Annotated in this window: 13 protein-coding genes; 7 read left to right on the forward strand and 6 right to left on the reverse strand. The window is 47.6% G+C overall.

What is annotated here, in order from left to right; all coding sequences use genetic code 11:
- Positions 1 to 36 precede the first annotated feature (36 nt).
- Positions 37 to 351, forward strand: coding sequence for a hypothetical protein (locus tag ACZ5ZV_RS07415; protein ID WP_464120785.1), 315 nt, complete (start codon positions 37 to 39; stop codon positions 349 to 351).
- Here the strand turns inward: ACZ5ZV_RS07415 and ACZ5ZV_RS07420 are convergent.
- Positions 337 to 705, reverse strand: coding sequence for an HVO_A0114 family putative DNA-binding protein (locus ACZ5ZV_RS07420; RefSeq protein ID WP_464120786.1), 369 nt, complete (start codon positions 703 to 705; stop codon positions 337 to 339). The two genes, ACZ5ZV_RS07415 and ACZ5ZV_RS07420, sit on opposite strands and share 15 nt — an antisense overlap.
- Positions 706 to 1,167: 462 nt before the next feature.
- Here ACZ5ZV_RS07420 and ACZ5ZV_RS07425 point away from each other — a divergent pair, with 462 nt between their 5' ends.
- The 4 genes from ACZ5ZV_RS07425 (at position 1,168) to ACZ5ZV_RS07440 (ending at position 6,956) form a co-directional block, all read left to right on the forward strand.
- Positions 1,168 to 2,202, forward strand: a complete 1,035-nt coding sequence (locus tag ACZ5ZV_RS07425) for an NAD-dependent epimerase/dehydratase family protein (RefSeq protein WP_464120787.1) — start codon at positions 1,168 to 1,170, stop codon at positions 2,200 to 2,202.
- A 2-nt stretch (positions 2,203 to 2,204) separates the two neighbouring features.
- Positions 2,205 to 6,197: a DEAD/DEAH box helicase gene (locus ACZ5ZV_RS07430; protein WP_464120788.1), complete on the forward strand. Its 3,993-nt coding sequence runs from the start codon at positions 2,205 to 2,207 to the stop codon at positions 6,195 to 6,197.
- 206 nt (positions 6,198 to 6,403) lie between these two features.
- Positions 6,404 to 6,652, forward strand: a complete 249-nt coding sequence (locus ACZ5ZV_RS07435) for a type II toxin-antitoxin system Phd/YefM family antitoxin (RefSeq protein WP_464120789.1) — start codon at positions 6,404 to 6,406, stop codon at positions 6,650 to 6,652.
- A complete protein-coding gene (locus ACZ5ZV_RS07440) occupies positions 6,642 to 6,956 on the forward strand; it encodes a type II toxin-antitoxin system VapC family toxin (RefSeq protein ID WP_464120790.1) in 315 nt (104 codons plus the stop codon). Before ACZ5ZV_RS07435 ends, ACZ5ZV_RS07440 begins: the two co-directional genes overlap by 11 nt.
- Positions 6,957 to 7,011: 55 nt before the next feature.
- On the opposite strand, the gene istB is transcribed toward ACZ5ZV_RS07440, so the two are convergent.
- Both istB and istA read right to left on the reverse strand, forming a co-directional pair.
- Positions 7,012 to 7,761 carry an IS21-like element helper ATPase IstB gene (gene istB / locus ACZ5ZV_RS07445; RefSeq protein ID WP_464117240.1) on the reverse strand — a complete coding sequence of 250 codons (750 nt, stop codon included), beginning with the start codon at positions 7,759 to 7,761 and terminating at the stop codon, positions 7,012 to 7,014.
- A 14-nt stretch (positions 7,762 to 7,775) separates the two neighbouring features.
- The gene (istA, locus tag ACZ5ZV_RS07450) at positions 7,776 to 9,392 is read right to left on the reverse strand and encodes an IS21 family transposase (RefSeq protein ID WP_464117241.1); all 1,617 of its coding nucleotides are present in this window, start codon (positions 9,390 to 9,392) and stop codon (positions 7,776 to 7,778) included.
- Positions 9,393 to 9,832: 440 nt separating this feature from the next.
- Here istA and ACZ5ZV_RS07455 point away from each other — a divergent pair, with 440 nt between their 5' ends.
- Positions 9,833 to 11,077: a hypothetical protein gene (locus tag ACZ5ZV_RS07455; protein WP_464120791.1), complete on the forward strand. Its 1,245-nt coding sequence runs from the start codon at positions 9,833 to 9,835 to the stop codon at positions 11,075 to 11,077.
- A 94-nt stretch (positions 11,078 to 11,171) separates the two neighbouring features.
- Here ACZ5ZV_RS07455 and hepT read toward each other — a convergent pair whose 3' ends face one another.
- The 3 genes from hepT to ACZ5ZV_RS07470 form a co-directional block, all read right to left on the reverse strand.
- Complete coding sequence (hepT, locus tag ACZ5ZV_RS07460; RefSeq protein ID WP_464120792.1) at positions 11,172 to 11,579, reverse strand: type VII toxin-antitoxin system HepT family RNase toxin; 408 nt, start codon at positions 11,577 to 11,579, stop codon at positions 11,172 to 11,174.
- Positions 11,576 to 11,980, reverse strand: coding sequence for a type VII toxin-antitoxin system MntA family adenylyltransferase antitoxin (gene mntA, locus ACZ5ZV_RS07465; protein ID WP_464120793.1), 405 nt, complete (start codon positions 11,978 to 11,980; stop codon positions 11,576 to 11,578). Before mntA ends, hepT begins: the two co-directional genes overlap by 4 nt.
- Before the next feature lie 79 nt (positions 11,981 to 12,059).
- Entirely contained in the window at positions 12,060 to 13,892 is a 1,833-nt protein-coding gene (locus tag ACZ5ZV_RS07470; RefSeq protein ID WP_464120794.1) for an LTA synthase family protein, read from the reverse strand.
- Between the two features lie 205 nt (positions 13,893 to 14,097).
- Between ACZ5ZV_RS07470 and ACZ5ZV_RS07475 the strand changes: the two genes are divergently transcribed.
- Positions 14,098 to 15,444, forward strand: coding sequence for an exopolysaccharide biosynthesis polyprenyl glycosylphosphotransferase (locus tag ACZ5ZV_RS07475; protein WP_464120795.1), 1,347 nt, complete (start codon positions 14,098 to 14,100; stop codon positions 15,442 to 15,444).
- Positions 15,445 to 15,449: the final 5 nt, after the last annotated feature.

Raw genomic sequence — 15,449 nt, forward strand, 5'->3', positions numbered from 1 at the left:
ATTGCATTGGGTAGGGCGAGTCGTTAGGCTTTAGGGATGTCATCACTTCAAACTGAAAAATATCTGGTTCGCGATAGTATGTTTAGCCTGGTGGAGCTTTCACTTCTGGCTCGTCTTTACGAAGAGTTTTGCACGCCTTCGGCATCTTCAGGGGCCATTAATAAGGAATCCCTGGCGCAAACTCTGCTGAAAATGAAGGCTACTGAAGGTAAAGGTCAGTTGAAGGTCGCTATTTTCGATACAGATCCCATCGGCTTTTTCTGGAGCTATGAAGGAAAAGTGCTGGCGCACTGGGTTCACCCGGACCATCGCAATCAGGGCGTTGAGCAAAACCTTCTAGGCGGCGCTTAAGTCTATTTGAATTTGCTTGTACTCCACAAGAGGAGTTTTTATTTTGCGCCCATTTTGTGTGGACTCGCGTATTTTAATTGCTCCAACTTCTTCCAAGAAAAGAATGATCTTGTTAAGGTTGGAGACATCCATTTTCGCGATCTTTGCCAGTTCATAGACAGATTTGGGCTTGTGGATGATGATCGTCGACAGAAGAGCAATATTCTTTGCGAAGCGGTCAAAGTCTTTTTTGTTGTCGAATGAGATTTCAAAATGGTCTTGTTTCAGCTTATGCTTGCGGGCAGCGCTCAAGGCTGCCTTGAAATCATTCAGGGCTTCGCTCGGGCTTTTGATTGAGACGATAAGTGTTTTCATAGTTTAACTCCCAATTCGTACAGTACGTTCTGTTTGAAGTCCTCAATGAGCTGGTCCTCAGTTGAAAAGACATAGGTAAACTCTTGCGTTCCTATGTGATAGTGCGGGCCCTTTGGGTGGTGATTATCGAATAAAACAAAGTGTCCGCTCGTGATATCTTTACAAATCAACCCGTACTTAATCCCTTGAGGATATTTCTTGGACCGACCGACATCATGAATTGTCATTTCGATCACAAATCGGCCCTGAACCCAAGCTTTGTGGTAGAAAAGCAGTCGGGCCTTCATATTGGTTTATTATTACCTATATTGATGGTTTTGTCCATTTTTTCCTCTTTCAGGGGGGGGCTTGCAACCTGGGTACGTGTTTAAAAGGCGTCTGGGGCGGGGAAGGTCAAAGCGTTGTCTGAAAATCGGCCAAAAAGTGAGTGATTGAAAGGCTATTAGCCGTTAAAACTATTGCATGACCACTACAAAAAGCTTTTGGAGCAATAAACGCGTTTTCGTCACCCAGCCAACAGGATTTTTAGGGACTTGGGTGGTGAAAGCCTTGCTTGCAAAGAACGCGCAGGTTTTTGGTTTTGGTGAGGCCCCGGCAACCGAAACGAATCTTTTTGATCTGGAAAATCTGGGACAGAAGATCTCCATGACTTTTGGGGATTTGCGCGATGAAGCCGTTCTGCGCGAGGCTCTGTCTTTTGCGCAGGCGGATGTTGTCATTCATTTAGGCGAATCCGGTCTTTTGCAGGAAGCGCAAGCCCGGGCCCTGGAAACCCTCAGTAAGGCGGCTCTGGGCACGGCAACGCTGATGGAGCTGATGCGTGAAACAGCCTCGGTTCGTGCTGTCGTGGTTGTTAGTTCTGACAAGGTCTATGCACGCAAAACTTCTCAGGACGCTTACACGGAAGAAGACCGTGTTGCGGCATCTGCGATCCTGCCCACGGCAAAACTTTGTTCCGAATTAATTGCGATGTCTTATCGTCAGACTTTTTTTGCGCCGGAAAAATACAACAAACATAAAATCGCCATCGCCACAGCCCGTATGGGATCAGCCATAGGGGGCGGGGATTTCACTGAGCAGGCCCTGATTCCTCAGGCTGTAAAAGCGTTTGTCGCAGGCGAGGCCTTTACGCTAAGAAATCCTCAATCCCTGCGTCCGTGGATCGCCGTTCAGGATCAGGTCGAGGGTCTTTTGGCATTGGCGGAAGGTTTGATTGAAAAAGGTCCAAAGCTTGCGGCTAGCTATAATTTTGGACCTTCTGAAGTTCACGCCGTCGGCGAAGTGGCGCGCATTTTAGCAGAAGAATGGGGTGCAAAGGCACAACTTTCTTTGAATGAAGAGATAAAATCCACACCGTCCCGTCACGGTGAGCTAAATTCGCATCTGGCAAAGCAGGATCTAGGCTGGGAACCACAGCGAAACCTGCAAAACACTCTAAAAGAAACCATTCAGTGGTATAAAGAATTTTATTCTTCTGCGACTTCTGCTAAGTTGTAGGGATGGCCTTTTTCGGATTAACACTGCAAAAAATTTCTCATTTAGTCAGCCCCAAGGATCTTGCGACCCTTGAACAAATGCCCGTTGCCGAAAAGGCTTTTAAGATACTGAAGTCCTTTGCCCTGGACAGTCATCGCATACAAAAAGCCGATGACGGAGGTCTGGAGATCCACTTTGTCTTTGCTGAAGAAAGTTCCCTTAAAAAGTCCTATGTCAGCGTCACCGAAGATGGTGAGGGTGGAGAGCTGACCTTCCACTGTGCCCAGTGCGCACAAAGCCGCAAGGATGCCGACGATATCTGTCAGCACGCATGGGCCGCTTTGATACTGATCTGGTGGGCCTTGTCTGTGGATCGCGGATTCCTGCGCAATCATAGTTTTCAAGTCAGTAACTTCTGCGAAGACTTCTGGGATCTGACAGAGACGAAAAAAACCGAACGCGGAGAAGGCGATGCCAAAGGTCTCCCGTTGGATTTGAAGCTGGAATCATTGTCGCTGGTGACAGAGCCTCTTTCTCTGGACGAAGCGCTGCCGTTAGAGGACTTCCTGCCGGAAGTTTCGATGCCTTACGAGTTGTCGCACGTAGCTGACAGTGAGGATGGTTCAACCGGAGCTGTGTGGGGACTGCCGCAGGCCTTCCGAGGCAACCCACAAAAAGAAACCGTGTACTGGGCTGACAGTAAGAATCAGCACCAGCTTGCCGGGATTCTTCGTTATAATTTTAGCGACGGAGTGGCTGTAAGCAGTAAGGATATCCTGCGCCACGCCTATCGTGCGATTGTGCCCCGAGACCTGCTGCCAGCCCCTGCGCGTAAAGAAAGTTTTGAAGTTTTGTGGCCTCTGCTTCCCAGTGATCCGCACCGTTTCTTTAGTCGTGATTTGCTGGATATTGAAGCGGTCATGCAAGAGCTTTTAAATCGCATCATCCGCCGTGTGAACAAAGGGGATCTGAAGTTTTTCGTGCAGGATCTGAAAGACCTGGGGAAGGCTTTGCAGATAAAAAACATTTCTGTCGAAGCAGAACACGCCTTTCAATGGCAGGTCGAGTTCAGCGGGGAAGAAGAAGTTCGCACCTCGGCTGTTTTGCGCGCCAAGAAACCTCAAGAACGTTATGCGTTCTTTGATAACTTTGCCATCGATTTTGGGCTGGGCCATCTGGTGGCCTTCGGCTGGAAAAAAGAATTCGAAGCTGTCGAGCAGTTCTATTCACGCAAACTGGGTACGGAAAAGCCATTGCATTTTTCGCACTTGAATGTGGAAGGAAAAAGCGAGACGGCGTCTTTCATGAAGTTCCTGCGCAGTCGGGCCCTTCCGGTGAAGGTTGAAGGAGGCAGTCACGATGTGGGTGCCAATGGAAGTGTTTTAAATCTGCACCATCAAGATGATGCCGGCTTTACTATTGAAAAAGTATTCCATCTTTCTGAAACCCAAAGTGTTTCTCAGAATGGCTTTAGCACGCCTGTTATTCTGATTCTGCGCACGCTGCAGGAGGGGCTTGGGTTTCTTCTGCAAAGTGAAGTCAAGACCCTGGCATCAACCAGCTTCAAGAAACGTGAATGGGACCTGAAGCTTTTAAAGCATCTGGGAGCCTTGCAGTATCTGACACTTGAAACATTAAGCCTTCATTTCGACAAGCAACTTACGGATGGCACGACCTGCAGTCCGCAGAATCTGTTGAAAGTGGTGTCTTCAAAAATCCACTCGCTGATTGTGACCGGGGACGGTGTTAGTTTAAACAAAACCCAACCTCTGGACGAGTTGTGCTCCAAAAGCACTCTGAGTGTGTTTGAGGACTACGTTGCAAAGATCCTAAAAATGCTGGCTGAACGGGAGGCCGTCTACAGTCCCAAAGGGGAGTATCTTTTCTCTGGCTCTGTTGAACGTGAGTTCCGCGTTGTTTATGAGATACTAAAATACATGGCGCTTTCCACGCAAGGATCTGCGTTTAAGCGGGCGCGCACCGGGATTTTAACTAAAATCTGGGACGGGAAGCTGGAAGAAGATCCGATGCTGGAAAAAGGACATTTCTTTATGCCAAGCTGGGGGAAGGAAGATGTCACCCCCACACAGTCGCTGGGACTTCTGCAGCCTTTGATGGATCATGGGATTCGTCTGTATGTGCGCGGTCAGCGTCTGGAAGAACTGGCCAAAGACGAATTTGTCGTGGATTTCCAGATCGTCAGCAAGCTTGATGAAGGCATGTTGAATTGGTTTGAGCTCAATCCGCGCTTCTTCCTGCAGGGGCAGGAGATCGATTCGAAACAACTCAAAAGCCTGGGTGGCGGTGGCGTTATTGAATATAACGGCCGATTCTATCTGGTTCCTCGGACTGAGATTCCGTCTTTGCGCCGATTGGAAGGATTCTGGAACAAGCTGCAAAAAGGCAAACGGGAATCCGGCAAAAAGCCGTGGACTGACAAGTACTATCAATTGCCCAAGCATCAGGCTTTGGAGCTTTTGGCTTTGCGCGCATCAGGTTATAAATTCCGTGGCGATGAAGAATGGAAAAAGATTTGTAACTTCTATGATCACCTGGGACCACGCACAGACCTGGTGAAGGTGCCTGACACGGTCAAAGCGGATCTGAAGACCTATCAACACGAAGGCTTCCAGTGGCTTTTGGATTTGTACACCCTTCGCATGGGGGCTTTGCTTGCCGACGACATGGGTCTGGGGAAGACCTTGCAAGCGCTTTGTTTCTTGGAATATCTAAGAACGCAGAGTCAACTGGGACAGGTCTTGATCGTTGTGCCGTCAAGCCTGGTCTATAACTGGGAAAGTGAAGTGGCGAAATTCACGCCAGGCCTGCCGTTTGAAATCTTCACCAGCAAAGACCATGATCGTATTGGAAAACGCCTGGAGGCCAAAGAGCCCTTGGTCGTTGTGACGACCTATGGTCTGTTGATGGAAAACGGCGAATTCCTAAGTCAGTACAATTGGAATGTTCTGATCTTCGACGAAGCTCAGAATCTTAAAAATATCTCTGCTAAACGCACAAGTTCCGCACGTATGCTCAATGCACGCTTTAAGCTGTGTTTGACGGGGACTCCGCTGGAAAACCACTATGGCGAGTTCTATTCTTTGCTGGATCTGGTGGTCCCGGGAAGTCTTGGGAAGTACGATGACTTCCGCCGTCAGTTTGTGAACACAGATGTGGTTCTGTTAGAAGACGTGGAGGATCTAAAACTTAAAACCAAACCACTAATCCTTCGTCGATCCAAGAAAGAAATTCTGAATCAGCTTCCTGAAAAACAGGAAACCAAAGTCAGTATTGCCTTTGAAGAAAAACAGAAAAAAATCTATCGCGACATTGCGATCGCGTACAACGAGCGCATTCAATCCTCAATCAAAGAGGTGGGCGAAAATCAGTCTCAGCTTCAGATGCTTACGGCCTTGTTGCGCCTTCGTCAGGCGTGTTCTGATCCAGGGGCTTTGCCGGAAGTGAAGTACGATAAAACTCCGCCAAAATTAGAGGCCCTGATGGATTCCCTGCAGGAGATTATCGAGTCCGGCGAAAGTGCGCTGGTCTTCACTCAGTTCCTGCAAACGCTTGAAAGAACCGAAAAGCTTTTGCGGGCGGTGGGCATTCCGGTGTTTGTCTTGCATGGGGCTATTCCGACCAAGCAACGGCAGAAGATTTTAAAGGATTTTAACGAAACTCCGGGTGGGGCCGTACTTGTGATGACACTGAAAACAGGCGGTGTGGGTCTGAATTTGACCAAAGCCAGCTATGTCTTCCACTTAGAGCCTTGGTGGAATCCGTCGGTGGAAAATCAAGCCACAGACCGGGCGCACCGTCTGGGGCAGCGAAAGGCCGTGCAGGTGTTCAGATACATCATGCACGAATCACTGGAAGAAAAAATGGAGCTTCTAAAGGAACGCAAAAACCGCAAGTTCCAAAGCTTGTTCTCTGAAGCCGAAGCCACCACGGACCTTGCCGGTGCCGGAGGAGCCCTCAGTAAAGAGGACTTCGACTTCCTACTCGGCCTCAAATAAAAGGTACCTGCTGGGGCACCCTCCACAGGGGGGACCACCCCAGTTTTGCAGAAACGATGCTTTGTCAGAAGGTACGGCGTACCTTCTGGCGCTCTGGTTAATGGTAAAATTTAAATATATGATATCACGAAGCAATTAAGAATTCCTTGATGCTTTTCAATTAAATATGACCATGTTATAATGACCATAGTTATTTGGAGGCTATTTTGACTCAAAAATATCCCGCAGGAAAATTTAAAGCAGAATGCCTTATGCTGATGGACCGTGTGAAGAAGTACGGTCAGGCAGTGACTATTACCAAGCATGGTAAACCAGTTGCGAAGCTCGTTCCTGCTGATGCCGACGCGGATGTTTCTGAGCTGGATAGTCCCTTTGGCATTTTAGCAGGCACCGGAGAGATCAAAGGCGATATCGTGGGTTCTCTGAATGAAAAATGGGATGCGGATGAAAAATAGTTCTATCCTGTTAGATACGCATGCTTGGATTTGGGTGTGCCTAGGGCATGAAAAAATGGCTAAATCTGCCTCGAGAAAAGCGATTGAGAAGGCGTTTCGTGAGCATCAGTTGGCAGTCTCTGCCATTTCTCTTTGGGAAGTGGCGATGCTTGAGGCTAAAGGGCGTTTGGCGTTGACGCAACCTTGTCAGGATTGGCTTGAGCAAGCTGTTGCAAATATGCAAATTGAGGTTGTGCCGCTTTCCGTTGATATAGCAGTCGAATCAAGTCGGCTTCCCGGAGGTGTTCCGTTTCACTTAGTTTGACCGGGTTCGTTTCAGATACTTTGACCACCTGATTTTTGAGGGTTTATTGGTCTTTCTACTCGCTGTCAATATCGTTGAAAGTTATTCGTCCCTTCATGCGGTGACTGGGGCCTTCAAAAATGCAAATATGGGCATTCTCGAACATCCTGTCGATGGCAGCACTTGCCAGGATCGGATCGGTAAAAACTTGTGGCCATTCTTCAACGTCGCGGTTGCTGGTTAAGATCATAGCCGAATTGTGCTTGCGTCGATCAAATAAATCGAAGATCTCCTCACTCACGTCTCGTGGCATTGTTACGACGCCCCAGTCATCCAAGATCCATAGCTTTGATGTTAGAATTTGTTTGAATAAAACATCGAGCTTATTGTTCTCGCGCGCTTTACGGATCTTTGTCCCAAGTCTTTTTACACTCGTACAAAAAACACTGTGACCAGCCTGCGCAGCGCTCATCCCAAGAGCAATCGCAAGATGACTCTTGCCCGTGCCGGGACTTCCCAAAAACAATGCAATTTCGTTGTTCTCGATAAACTTTAAATCTTTCAGATCCTCGATTTTTTCGCGCGGGAGTTTTTTATTGAAATCCCAATTGAACTGCTCAAAGCTTCTTCGCTCTGGGAACTCCGCTTTCTTAATCCTTTTTTCTACGGCGTTATCTGCCCTTGCATCTAATTCCGTGGATAGAAGCTCACTGAGCCACTTAAGATCCTGGCTGCGTTTTCCTTTTTGAACTAAACCCTCGATCTCTGCGGATGCCGCGGGCATTCGTAACTGCTTTAACTGATCGCGTATCACATCTATTGTCATAACTGTCTTTCCTTTCAGTGGGCCTGGTTGCTATGAACCAGACGTAAATGGTTTTTATACTCACTCATGTCGCGCGCAAACTTACCTCCCACCGTCTGCGCGGATAAAACCTCCTCATGACGAGGAGCTTTGGGTTTTGGCTTTGCCATAATATTCAATAGTTGATGAACTGTTTTTAAATTTACCTGTGATAACTCCAGCGCTGAAAGGCAGGCCTTGTCGATGTCGGCATTGCTGTACTTCTTGTTCAGCGTCAGAAGACCCCATACGCTGCGTGTATCAACAAAACCTTCGCCTCGAGCCAAAATAATTCCTACAAAGCGCTCAACATTGACGCCGATAATTTTTGCTTGCTTCAGATAGTGACCATGATCTTGAAGAGTCTTCTCCCAAGACTCCTTGTAATGATCTTTACAGGCTTTACTTGTGAATTTATCTTGGATGCGCTCGTAAACTTCTAACAGTCGACCGTTGCAGTAGATACTTACTTGAACTGAATTACCAATCACCAAAGCTATTTCGCCTTTGAGTCTTGTGTCTACTCGGTAGTACTTGTTTGCAAAGCGAACATAACCATCAGACCTCACTGTTGAGCGAGTGATGGTTTCCACTTCGTAGCGTAATAAAGGAAGAGGCTTTAACAACGAGGCTTCATCGTTAAGAAACACATCCAAAGGTTTTTGTAGGTGAGTCCCGTGCTTTCTCTCATTGGCGATACTCATCTTTTTATTCATGTGTGACTGTGCGCCGCTCAGTGAATATTGGGACTTATCGTAGGATTCAAAAAGGCGACGCTTCATTGGAACCATTCGCTCCACTTTGCCTTTTTTCTCTGGAGAATAAGGCGGCAATGCCTCGACAACGAACCCGTAGTGCGAGGCCAGTCTTTCAAAGGCCGGGTTCAACGTCGGCTCGTGCTTTGATGCCTCATGAACAAAGACTTTGGGATTATCAGAAGTCACTTTACGAGGGACTCCGCCAAGTTCCTCAAACATGCTTATTAAAACTTCGGCAGTTGTTTCAAAGTCGAGTTTCTCTACAACTCGGGCCATCTCGTAACGAGAATGCCCAAGAACGCCAACGAAAATCCAAATTGTTTTTTTCTTTTTTGTGACAGGATCGACGACGTCAAAGAGCTTTCCCCAGTCCACCTGCAGACATTCCCCCGGTGAGTGAACAAGCTCCATCACATTGCGCGCAGGTGCGGATCGCATAAGTTTGTGGCGGTGAATGTAGCGGTAGAAGTTAGATCGCGGGACAGAGAGCGGAAGCTCTTCAAAAATACTTTGCGGACTCCAGCCAAGTTCAATGCGCTCCTTGATCCATTCGCGCTTGGGATCTAAGATGGCATCCGTTTCAATGGCCTTCTCGCTGCGACCATCGCGCAGCGGAAACAGCGCCTCTGGGTAAGGTGGGATTTCTTTTGAGGTTTTGCAGTAGATTTTCTTCTCTGGGTTTGCGACGGCTACATAGCCATGCTCTATCGCCTGGTCGCGGATTTTTATGACGTAACCTTTGCCTTTACCAGTTGATTTAGTCAGTGCGGTGAGTGAGTGTCCTTCGCGAAGGCCTTCGACGATTTTTCGGTCCACTGTGATTTTCTCCAAGTCCTTTTTTCTGAGTTTCCGCATGCGTATTCCTTGCTGTAGTCTGGTTGTTAAACCAGCAGCTTAGCGCATGGGATCAGATGGAGAAAATGTGCTGAAAACGTAAGCAATTGCCCGGTCAAATTAGGTGGGATTTACTTCCCCCAAAGCCGGTCCACTTACGTGGGATTTGCCCCCCTTGAAACCGGTCAAACTACGTGGGATTGGACACCCGGAGGTTTTCACGGCGACCCGGCAGATCGCCTCATCGTCGCAACAGCTCGTAAAAACCGATACACCTTGGTCACTCAAGATAGCCTTATTTTGTCTTATGGAAAGCAGGGATTGGTAAATACCATGGCCTGCTTCTAAATTTAGGCATTCGTGAAGTTTCTACCTGTATAAAATCCTGACAGTTTATGGTTTTCAGGTCTTCCGTTATAACTATGCGGTCTAATCTCTTTTTTGGTTATAAAGGACGCTTTATGAGATTTTATACATCCTTAGTTCTTTGTAGTTTTCTAGCGCTGTCAGCCTGTGCGTTTAAGAAGGACGACGGGGAAAAATCAAAAGGGGCTGCTAAAGCCCCACCAGCGGTTGACGTTGTGGAACAAATTAAGTCAGAGCAAGCTAAGAACGCATCTAACGGACAACTTACGGATGAGAATGTTCAGGTGTCTTTCCATGAAGCTGAAATGGGTTCTTACGAAATGACTATCACGTGGCCTTCGGACATCCCGAAGGTAGCAGTTGTTATAAATGGAAAAAAGTCGATTGTAGCTGAGGCAAGTTCGTTTAAAACGACTGTGGGGCAGGGGACAGAATCAGCCATTGAAATTACATCAATGGACTCATTCGGTTCGCCGATTTCGGTATATGCTGTTACTAGCAAAGCTCCCCTAGATATTATTGTGTCAGACCCTTATTATTTAACTGAAAATACTAACTTAGATGCCAACAGACTTTACCTTTTGTCTGGAGGAGCAATTATCACCAACGGGCGGCATCTAAATATTTCTGTAAACAAGTTGTTTGTAGAAGATGCACCTAATAAGGCCTTCAATTTGTTTCCGTCTTACGCCAAAATCCGCACACAGAGCGCCCAAAACATAGGAAGCGATCTCTTCGAAATATATAACTCAAGCATCACAATCGCGGCCAAAAAAGCCGTGGGCACGCTGAGTGTTGCCTTGATTGGTTTCAACGGCCGTGATGGAAAAAGCGGGGAAGAACTTGAAAGACAAGCAAGAATTTCCCGTCAAAGAAATCCCAATCTTGACGGTGCCAATGGCTCAGATGAAGTAACCAGACGAATTCCAAAGACCCCAGATAGCCCCGCGCAACCTATTTGTGTGCGCGCAGCAGGCAACGGACAAGACGGTGCACCTGGTGCTCCGGGTAGCAGTGGTGAGAATGGGCAACCGGGTGGCGACACGGGAAATCTGCTTGTAACCGTTGAGGACTTCAGCGAATTCTCACTAGAGGTGGGAACACAAGTGGGTAAGGGTGGTAAAGGCGGTTTGGGAGCTCCAGGTCACGAAGGTGGTAATGGGGGCGCTCCAGGCAAAACATACGGAGTCTGTGCTCAAGTTCCAAGTGCCGGCAAAAAAGGAGCTAAAGGTGCGGACGGAGCAAATGGGTCTGACGGTTTGAACGGTAAAGTCGGTACCATTTCTTCGAACGTTACGAAGCAAAAGATCTTTGATCTAAATGTAGTTCAAAACCCATAAAGTTGGATATTGTTGTTCCTTATATCTCATGTCGGGAGCATGCCCAACTTTAGCAACCGGAGTAGTAACTAAGAACAACGGCCGATCTCTAGTTTTAAGGTTGCAGTATTTCCTTTGCGAAATTTCTGAAGGTATCCAAGTGGTCGTTGGCAACTTTGGCGACGATATCCCAATCGATTTTTGAGTATTCGTGTACCAAAAGGTTGCGAAGACCGACGGACTTTACTAAGGCCTGTGCAACCTCCGTCGAGATCTTTTTCTCCTCCGCGAGAAGTACGAAGGATTCAGCCATCGTAGTAGGTGTACGTCCGCCACTTTCGGCCAGAAGGTGCGAAGCTAAATCCACACAAACCTGTACAGCTCTTTCAAGGTTGATAGAAATAATATCCTGAAGATCAAAATCTTTACGAAGGTCATCCGCGGCAAAAGGCTTTTTGCTTTCGATTCGTTCGATACAGTTTCTCAGGGATTCAATTTTTTGATGGAGGACTTCTATGGTCATGATTTTAGAAACCTCTCTCTTTTTGCTTTTAAGATGCGCTGATAGTAGGGCTGGAAATCGGCTTGGTCAAAAAGCATTCTTTTCATAATTTGGGCAAAAACGGCCGTTTCCTTGTGCACCCATTTTGCTGTATGCAGGGACTCTTTCAAGATCACTCCATTGGCCGTATTCAGATCCAACAGATCAACTTCTTTCTTTAATAGAAGAGTCAGTTCGTTGATGTACTCGATCTTCTTTTCGGCGTTTATTGGGCGATCTTCGGCAAGGCAGATGTCAACATCGCTATCAGGACGAGGATGGCCTTTGGCGTAGGAGCCAAAATAGCCGAGAACAGACACGTTCGGGTGCTTTTTTAGAAAGGTCTGTAATGCTGTTTCAAGATCAGCGATTTGCATAGGCATACCAAATTATACGAAAGCCCCCTCCGAAAAGGTACCTGCTTACTTTCGCAGAAGCGCCGCGTCGCAAGGGGGCGTGCCGCTACCGGAATAGCTCTTCCTGCGACTCCTTGATATAGCTGAGGCCCTCTTCATACATCCTTTCGCCTTCAGGCGGACAGGGGTGAGGATGGGCAAAGCTCATGTCGTTTTTCCAGTTAAAACATTTCTTTTCACCCGGGATGCGGATGTTGAAAACAACACTCCAGTCGCCATCAAACCATGCAGATTGCCCCAGATGGAAGATGCTTGCGCCAGAACTGAAGTCTTTTGGGCGCAGTAAAGATCGTCCGATAAATTCCGGTGCCTTGGTGCCGGTCAGATCTGCCAATGTCGCAGCGATGTCAGGTTGTGAATAGGCTCCTGGCAAAAGTTTGTGTTCGACCGGGCTTTTTTTGTTTTTGTCGATTGAATGATACTTGATCAAAAACGGGATGGCGTAGTGTTCAAAGATGCTGGCTCCGCCATAGGTGGTGTGGTCAGCGACCAGCACCAACACCCAGTCCTTTTTCCATTTTCTTTTTTTAAGCTTTTCATAAAAGCCCTGCAATTCATGATCGGCCCAATAGTGCGGGGTCTTATAGCGATGGCGATCGGCCTTGGCAGGTAAGCGGTCATCATGGGTGGAGTTCGTGTTCACACCAATCAGCATGGGTTCTGGCAATTCATTCATCTTGCTATCGACGAAGTTGTAAAGACTTTCATCGAAAACACCCCAGGCGTTTTGTTCCAGCGATTCGACGTTGGGGATTTCCCGTTTTCCGTAAGAAGACTGGAAGCCGCTTTTTAAAACCAGCAAAGCCGTCCCACTGGTGAATTGATCCGATCCTTGGAAGAAGGCCGAGCTATAACCTTTTTCTGTCAGCAGGCGAGGCAGGCAGGTGAAATCCTTGCTTTCGATTTCTGAAAACATAATGCTTTTTCCCAAAGGATTGGGAAGGCTGCACAAAGAGGCAAAAAGCCCTTCGGTGGTGCGATGGCCACCAGCCAGGAACAGTTCCGTGCTTAAAGATTCTTTGCGAAGTTTGTTGAAGAAGGGAAGGACTTCGATGCCGTCTGCGTCGATCTTGCCAACGTCTGTGCCCCACCAGCTTTCAAGGAAGACGATGATGACATTGCCATCAAATTTCCCGATCGGCTCTGCAATGCCCCGCTTGGTGCGCCAGTTTTTATATATTTCCGCAGTGTTAAGATGGTCGGACGAATGAATGAATTCCTTGCTGCTTTTTTTGCCTCCCAGCGCCGCCCAGACAATGCCATAAGCTCCGTTCAGAGCAACCACGGCGCCCTGGGGGCCGCCGCCAGCGCGATAGGCCCAGGACACATCTTGTGGAATGCCTTCAAATCCACGGAACCCCACCACGGCGATCACCGCCACCATCAGCATGGCAAAAAGGCGACCGGTGATACCATTTTGTGGTTTGTAGGTTGGGGCCAGCCACAGATTCAAGAACGAAGTTGAAAGCAAGGACACCAGGACGGCCAGCCAATAACGGCCGAAAAGATTCAGCATCGAGCCTTCAACGGTGAACAGGGAATAGACCTCGTAAGACAGATGGCGGCCGGTTTCGCGGGCATAAAGACTGTCTGTCACGATAAAGACGATATAGATCCAAAGGAACAGGAAGTTCCAGCGTTTCGTGGCTTTGGGTGAAAGCTTAAACAGCAGAATCAACCAATACAGTAAAAGATAAATGACCGAACCAATAGCCAAGTCAAAATGCCAGCCATACAAAAAGGCCCCGAAGGTTTCCGAGATTTTAGAAAGCTCCGTGAACTGCCAGATATTCAGGTAAAAGGCCACAAAGGCACGCAAAAGCATGCCCAATAAAGTAATGCGGAAAAGAAAACCGAAAGATGACAAAAGAAAGCGCATGCTTTGGTGGTATCACCAAAAGACGGCCCCTTATATTTGTGAAGCTGTGCGCAAGGAAGTTTTTCGTACTTGGACGCTCATTCAGTTTAGTCGTGTTCCTTAGAGCGTTAGCGCATGGCACCATCGGTGCTTCCCTCATGACGAGGTCTAGATGAAATGCTAGGTTTTCTCTTTAAAGTTAACTTATTGAGAAGCTTGATCTTTTATGAAGTCGTTCGGTCCTTTTTTGGATAGCAAGTACAAGTGGAGTCTTTTGGCCATTGATGTCCTGTTCTTTGCGGTGATCGCAATTGTCATCAGTCATCTTCGTTTGGGGGCCAATGTTGAAGACATTTTATTCCAACCACAGCTGCTGTTCTTAGGACTTGTAACAGTTTTAACTTTGTACATTTTCGGTGGTTACGATTTAGATCAGGGGCTATCAAAGTTTGCTGTGATCTTCCGTCAGTTCGCTGCCATGCTGACTTCGGCTGTGATCATCGTTCTTGTGAACTACTTGTTCTCGATTGATCGAGCAGGTTTGTTTGGTCGTGGCGTCTTGTTGGGAACAATCCTTGGATTCTTTGTGGGATCGATGTTCTATCGAACGATGGTTCTGGGGATGTTGGATTCCGTTCGCAGTAAATTCAGTTGGCTGGTTCTAATCGATGAAAAAGATAAAGTCTTTTTTGAAGGCGACCGTCACAGACTGGGTTTTCAAGGAAATATTGAATTCTTTAATCCCATCACGGCCTCTGTCGCAGATTTGGATGCAAAGCTTAATAAGCTGTGGTCCGGTGTGGTTGTGGGTGTGCGATCTTCCCAAGTGGGTGTGGATGTTTTGCAGCTATTGATGAAAGCAAAGTTTTCCGGTCACGGAGTGATGGACTTGGGACGCTTTTATGAAAAGCACTGGCTGAAGGTGCCTGTTTATTTCCTGGATCCGGAATGGTTTATTTCTTCTGAAGGTTTCGAGTCGATCAGTCACCCGGTGGCGCTTCGGGTAAAGCGCATCTTTGATATTATTCTTTCCATTGTGATCTTTGTTCCTGCACTGCCGTTCATGCTTTTAACAGCTCTTCTTGTGAAGCTTGAAAGCCCAGGGCCGATTATTTACAAACAAATCCGCACGGGCAAAGACGGGCAGTTGTTTTCTATCTATAAGTTCAGATCCATGCGCTCGGATGCCGAAAAAGACGGGGCGAAGTGGGCGCAGAAGAATGATGCCCGTGTCACCCGCGTAGGTAAGTTCATCCGTTTGACCCGCCTTGATGAACTGCCCCAACTTTGGAATGTCCTTAAAGGGGACATGAGCTTTGTGGGACCCCGTCCAGAGCGTCCCGAGTTCAATGAAATGTTGGCAAAAGAAATTCCGTTCTATAATTTGCGCCACATGATGCAGCCGGGGCTTACTGGATGGGCGCAGGTGCTATATCCTTATGGGGCCAGCGTCGATGACTCGCGCGAGAAGCTGCAGTACGAGCTTTATTATGCCAAGCACTACAATCTGTTGATGGACTTGGTGATCTTCCTAAAAACAATTCGTGTGGTTCTGTTCGGGCGGGGGCGGTAGTCTGG

Source organism: Bdellovibrio sp. HAGR004, assembly GCF_055397015.1.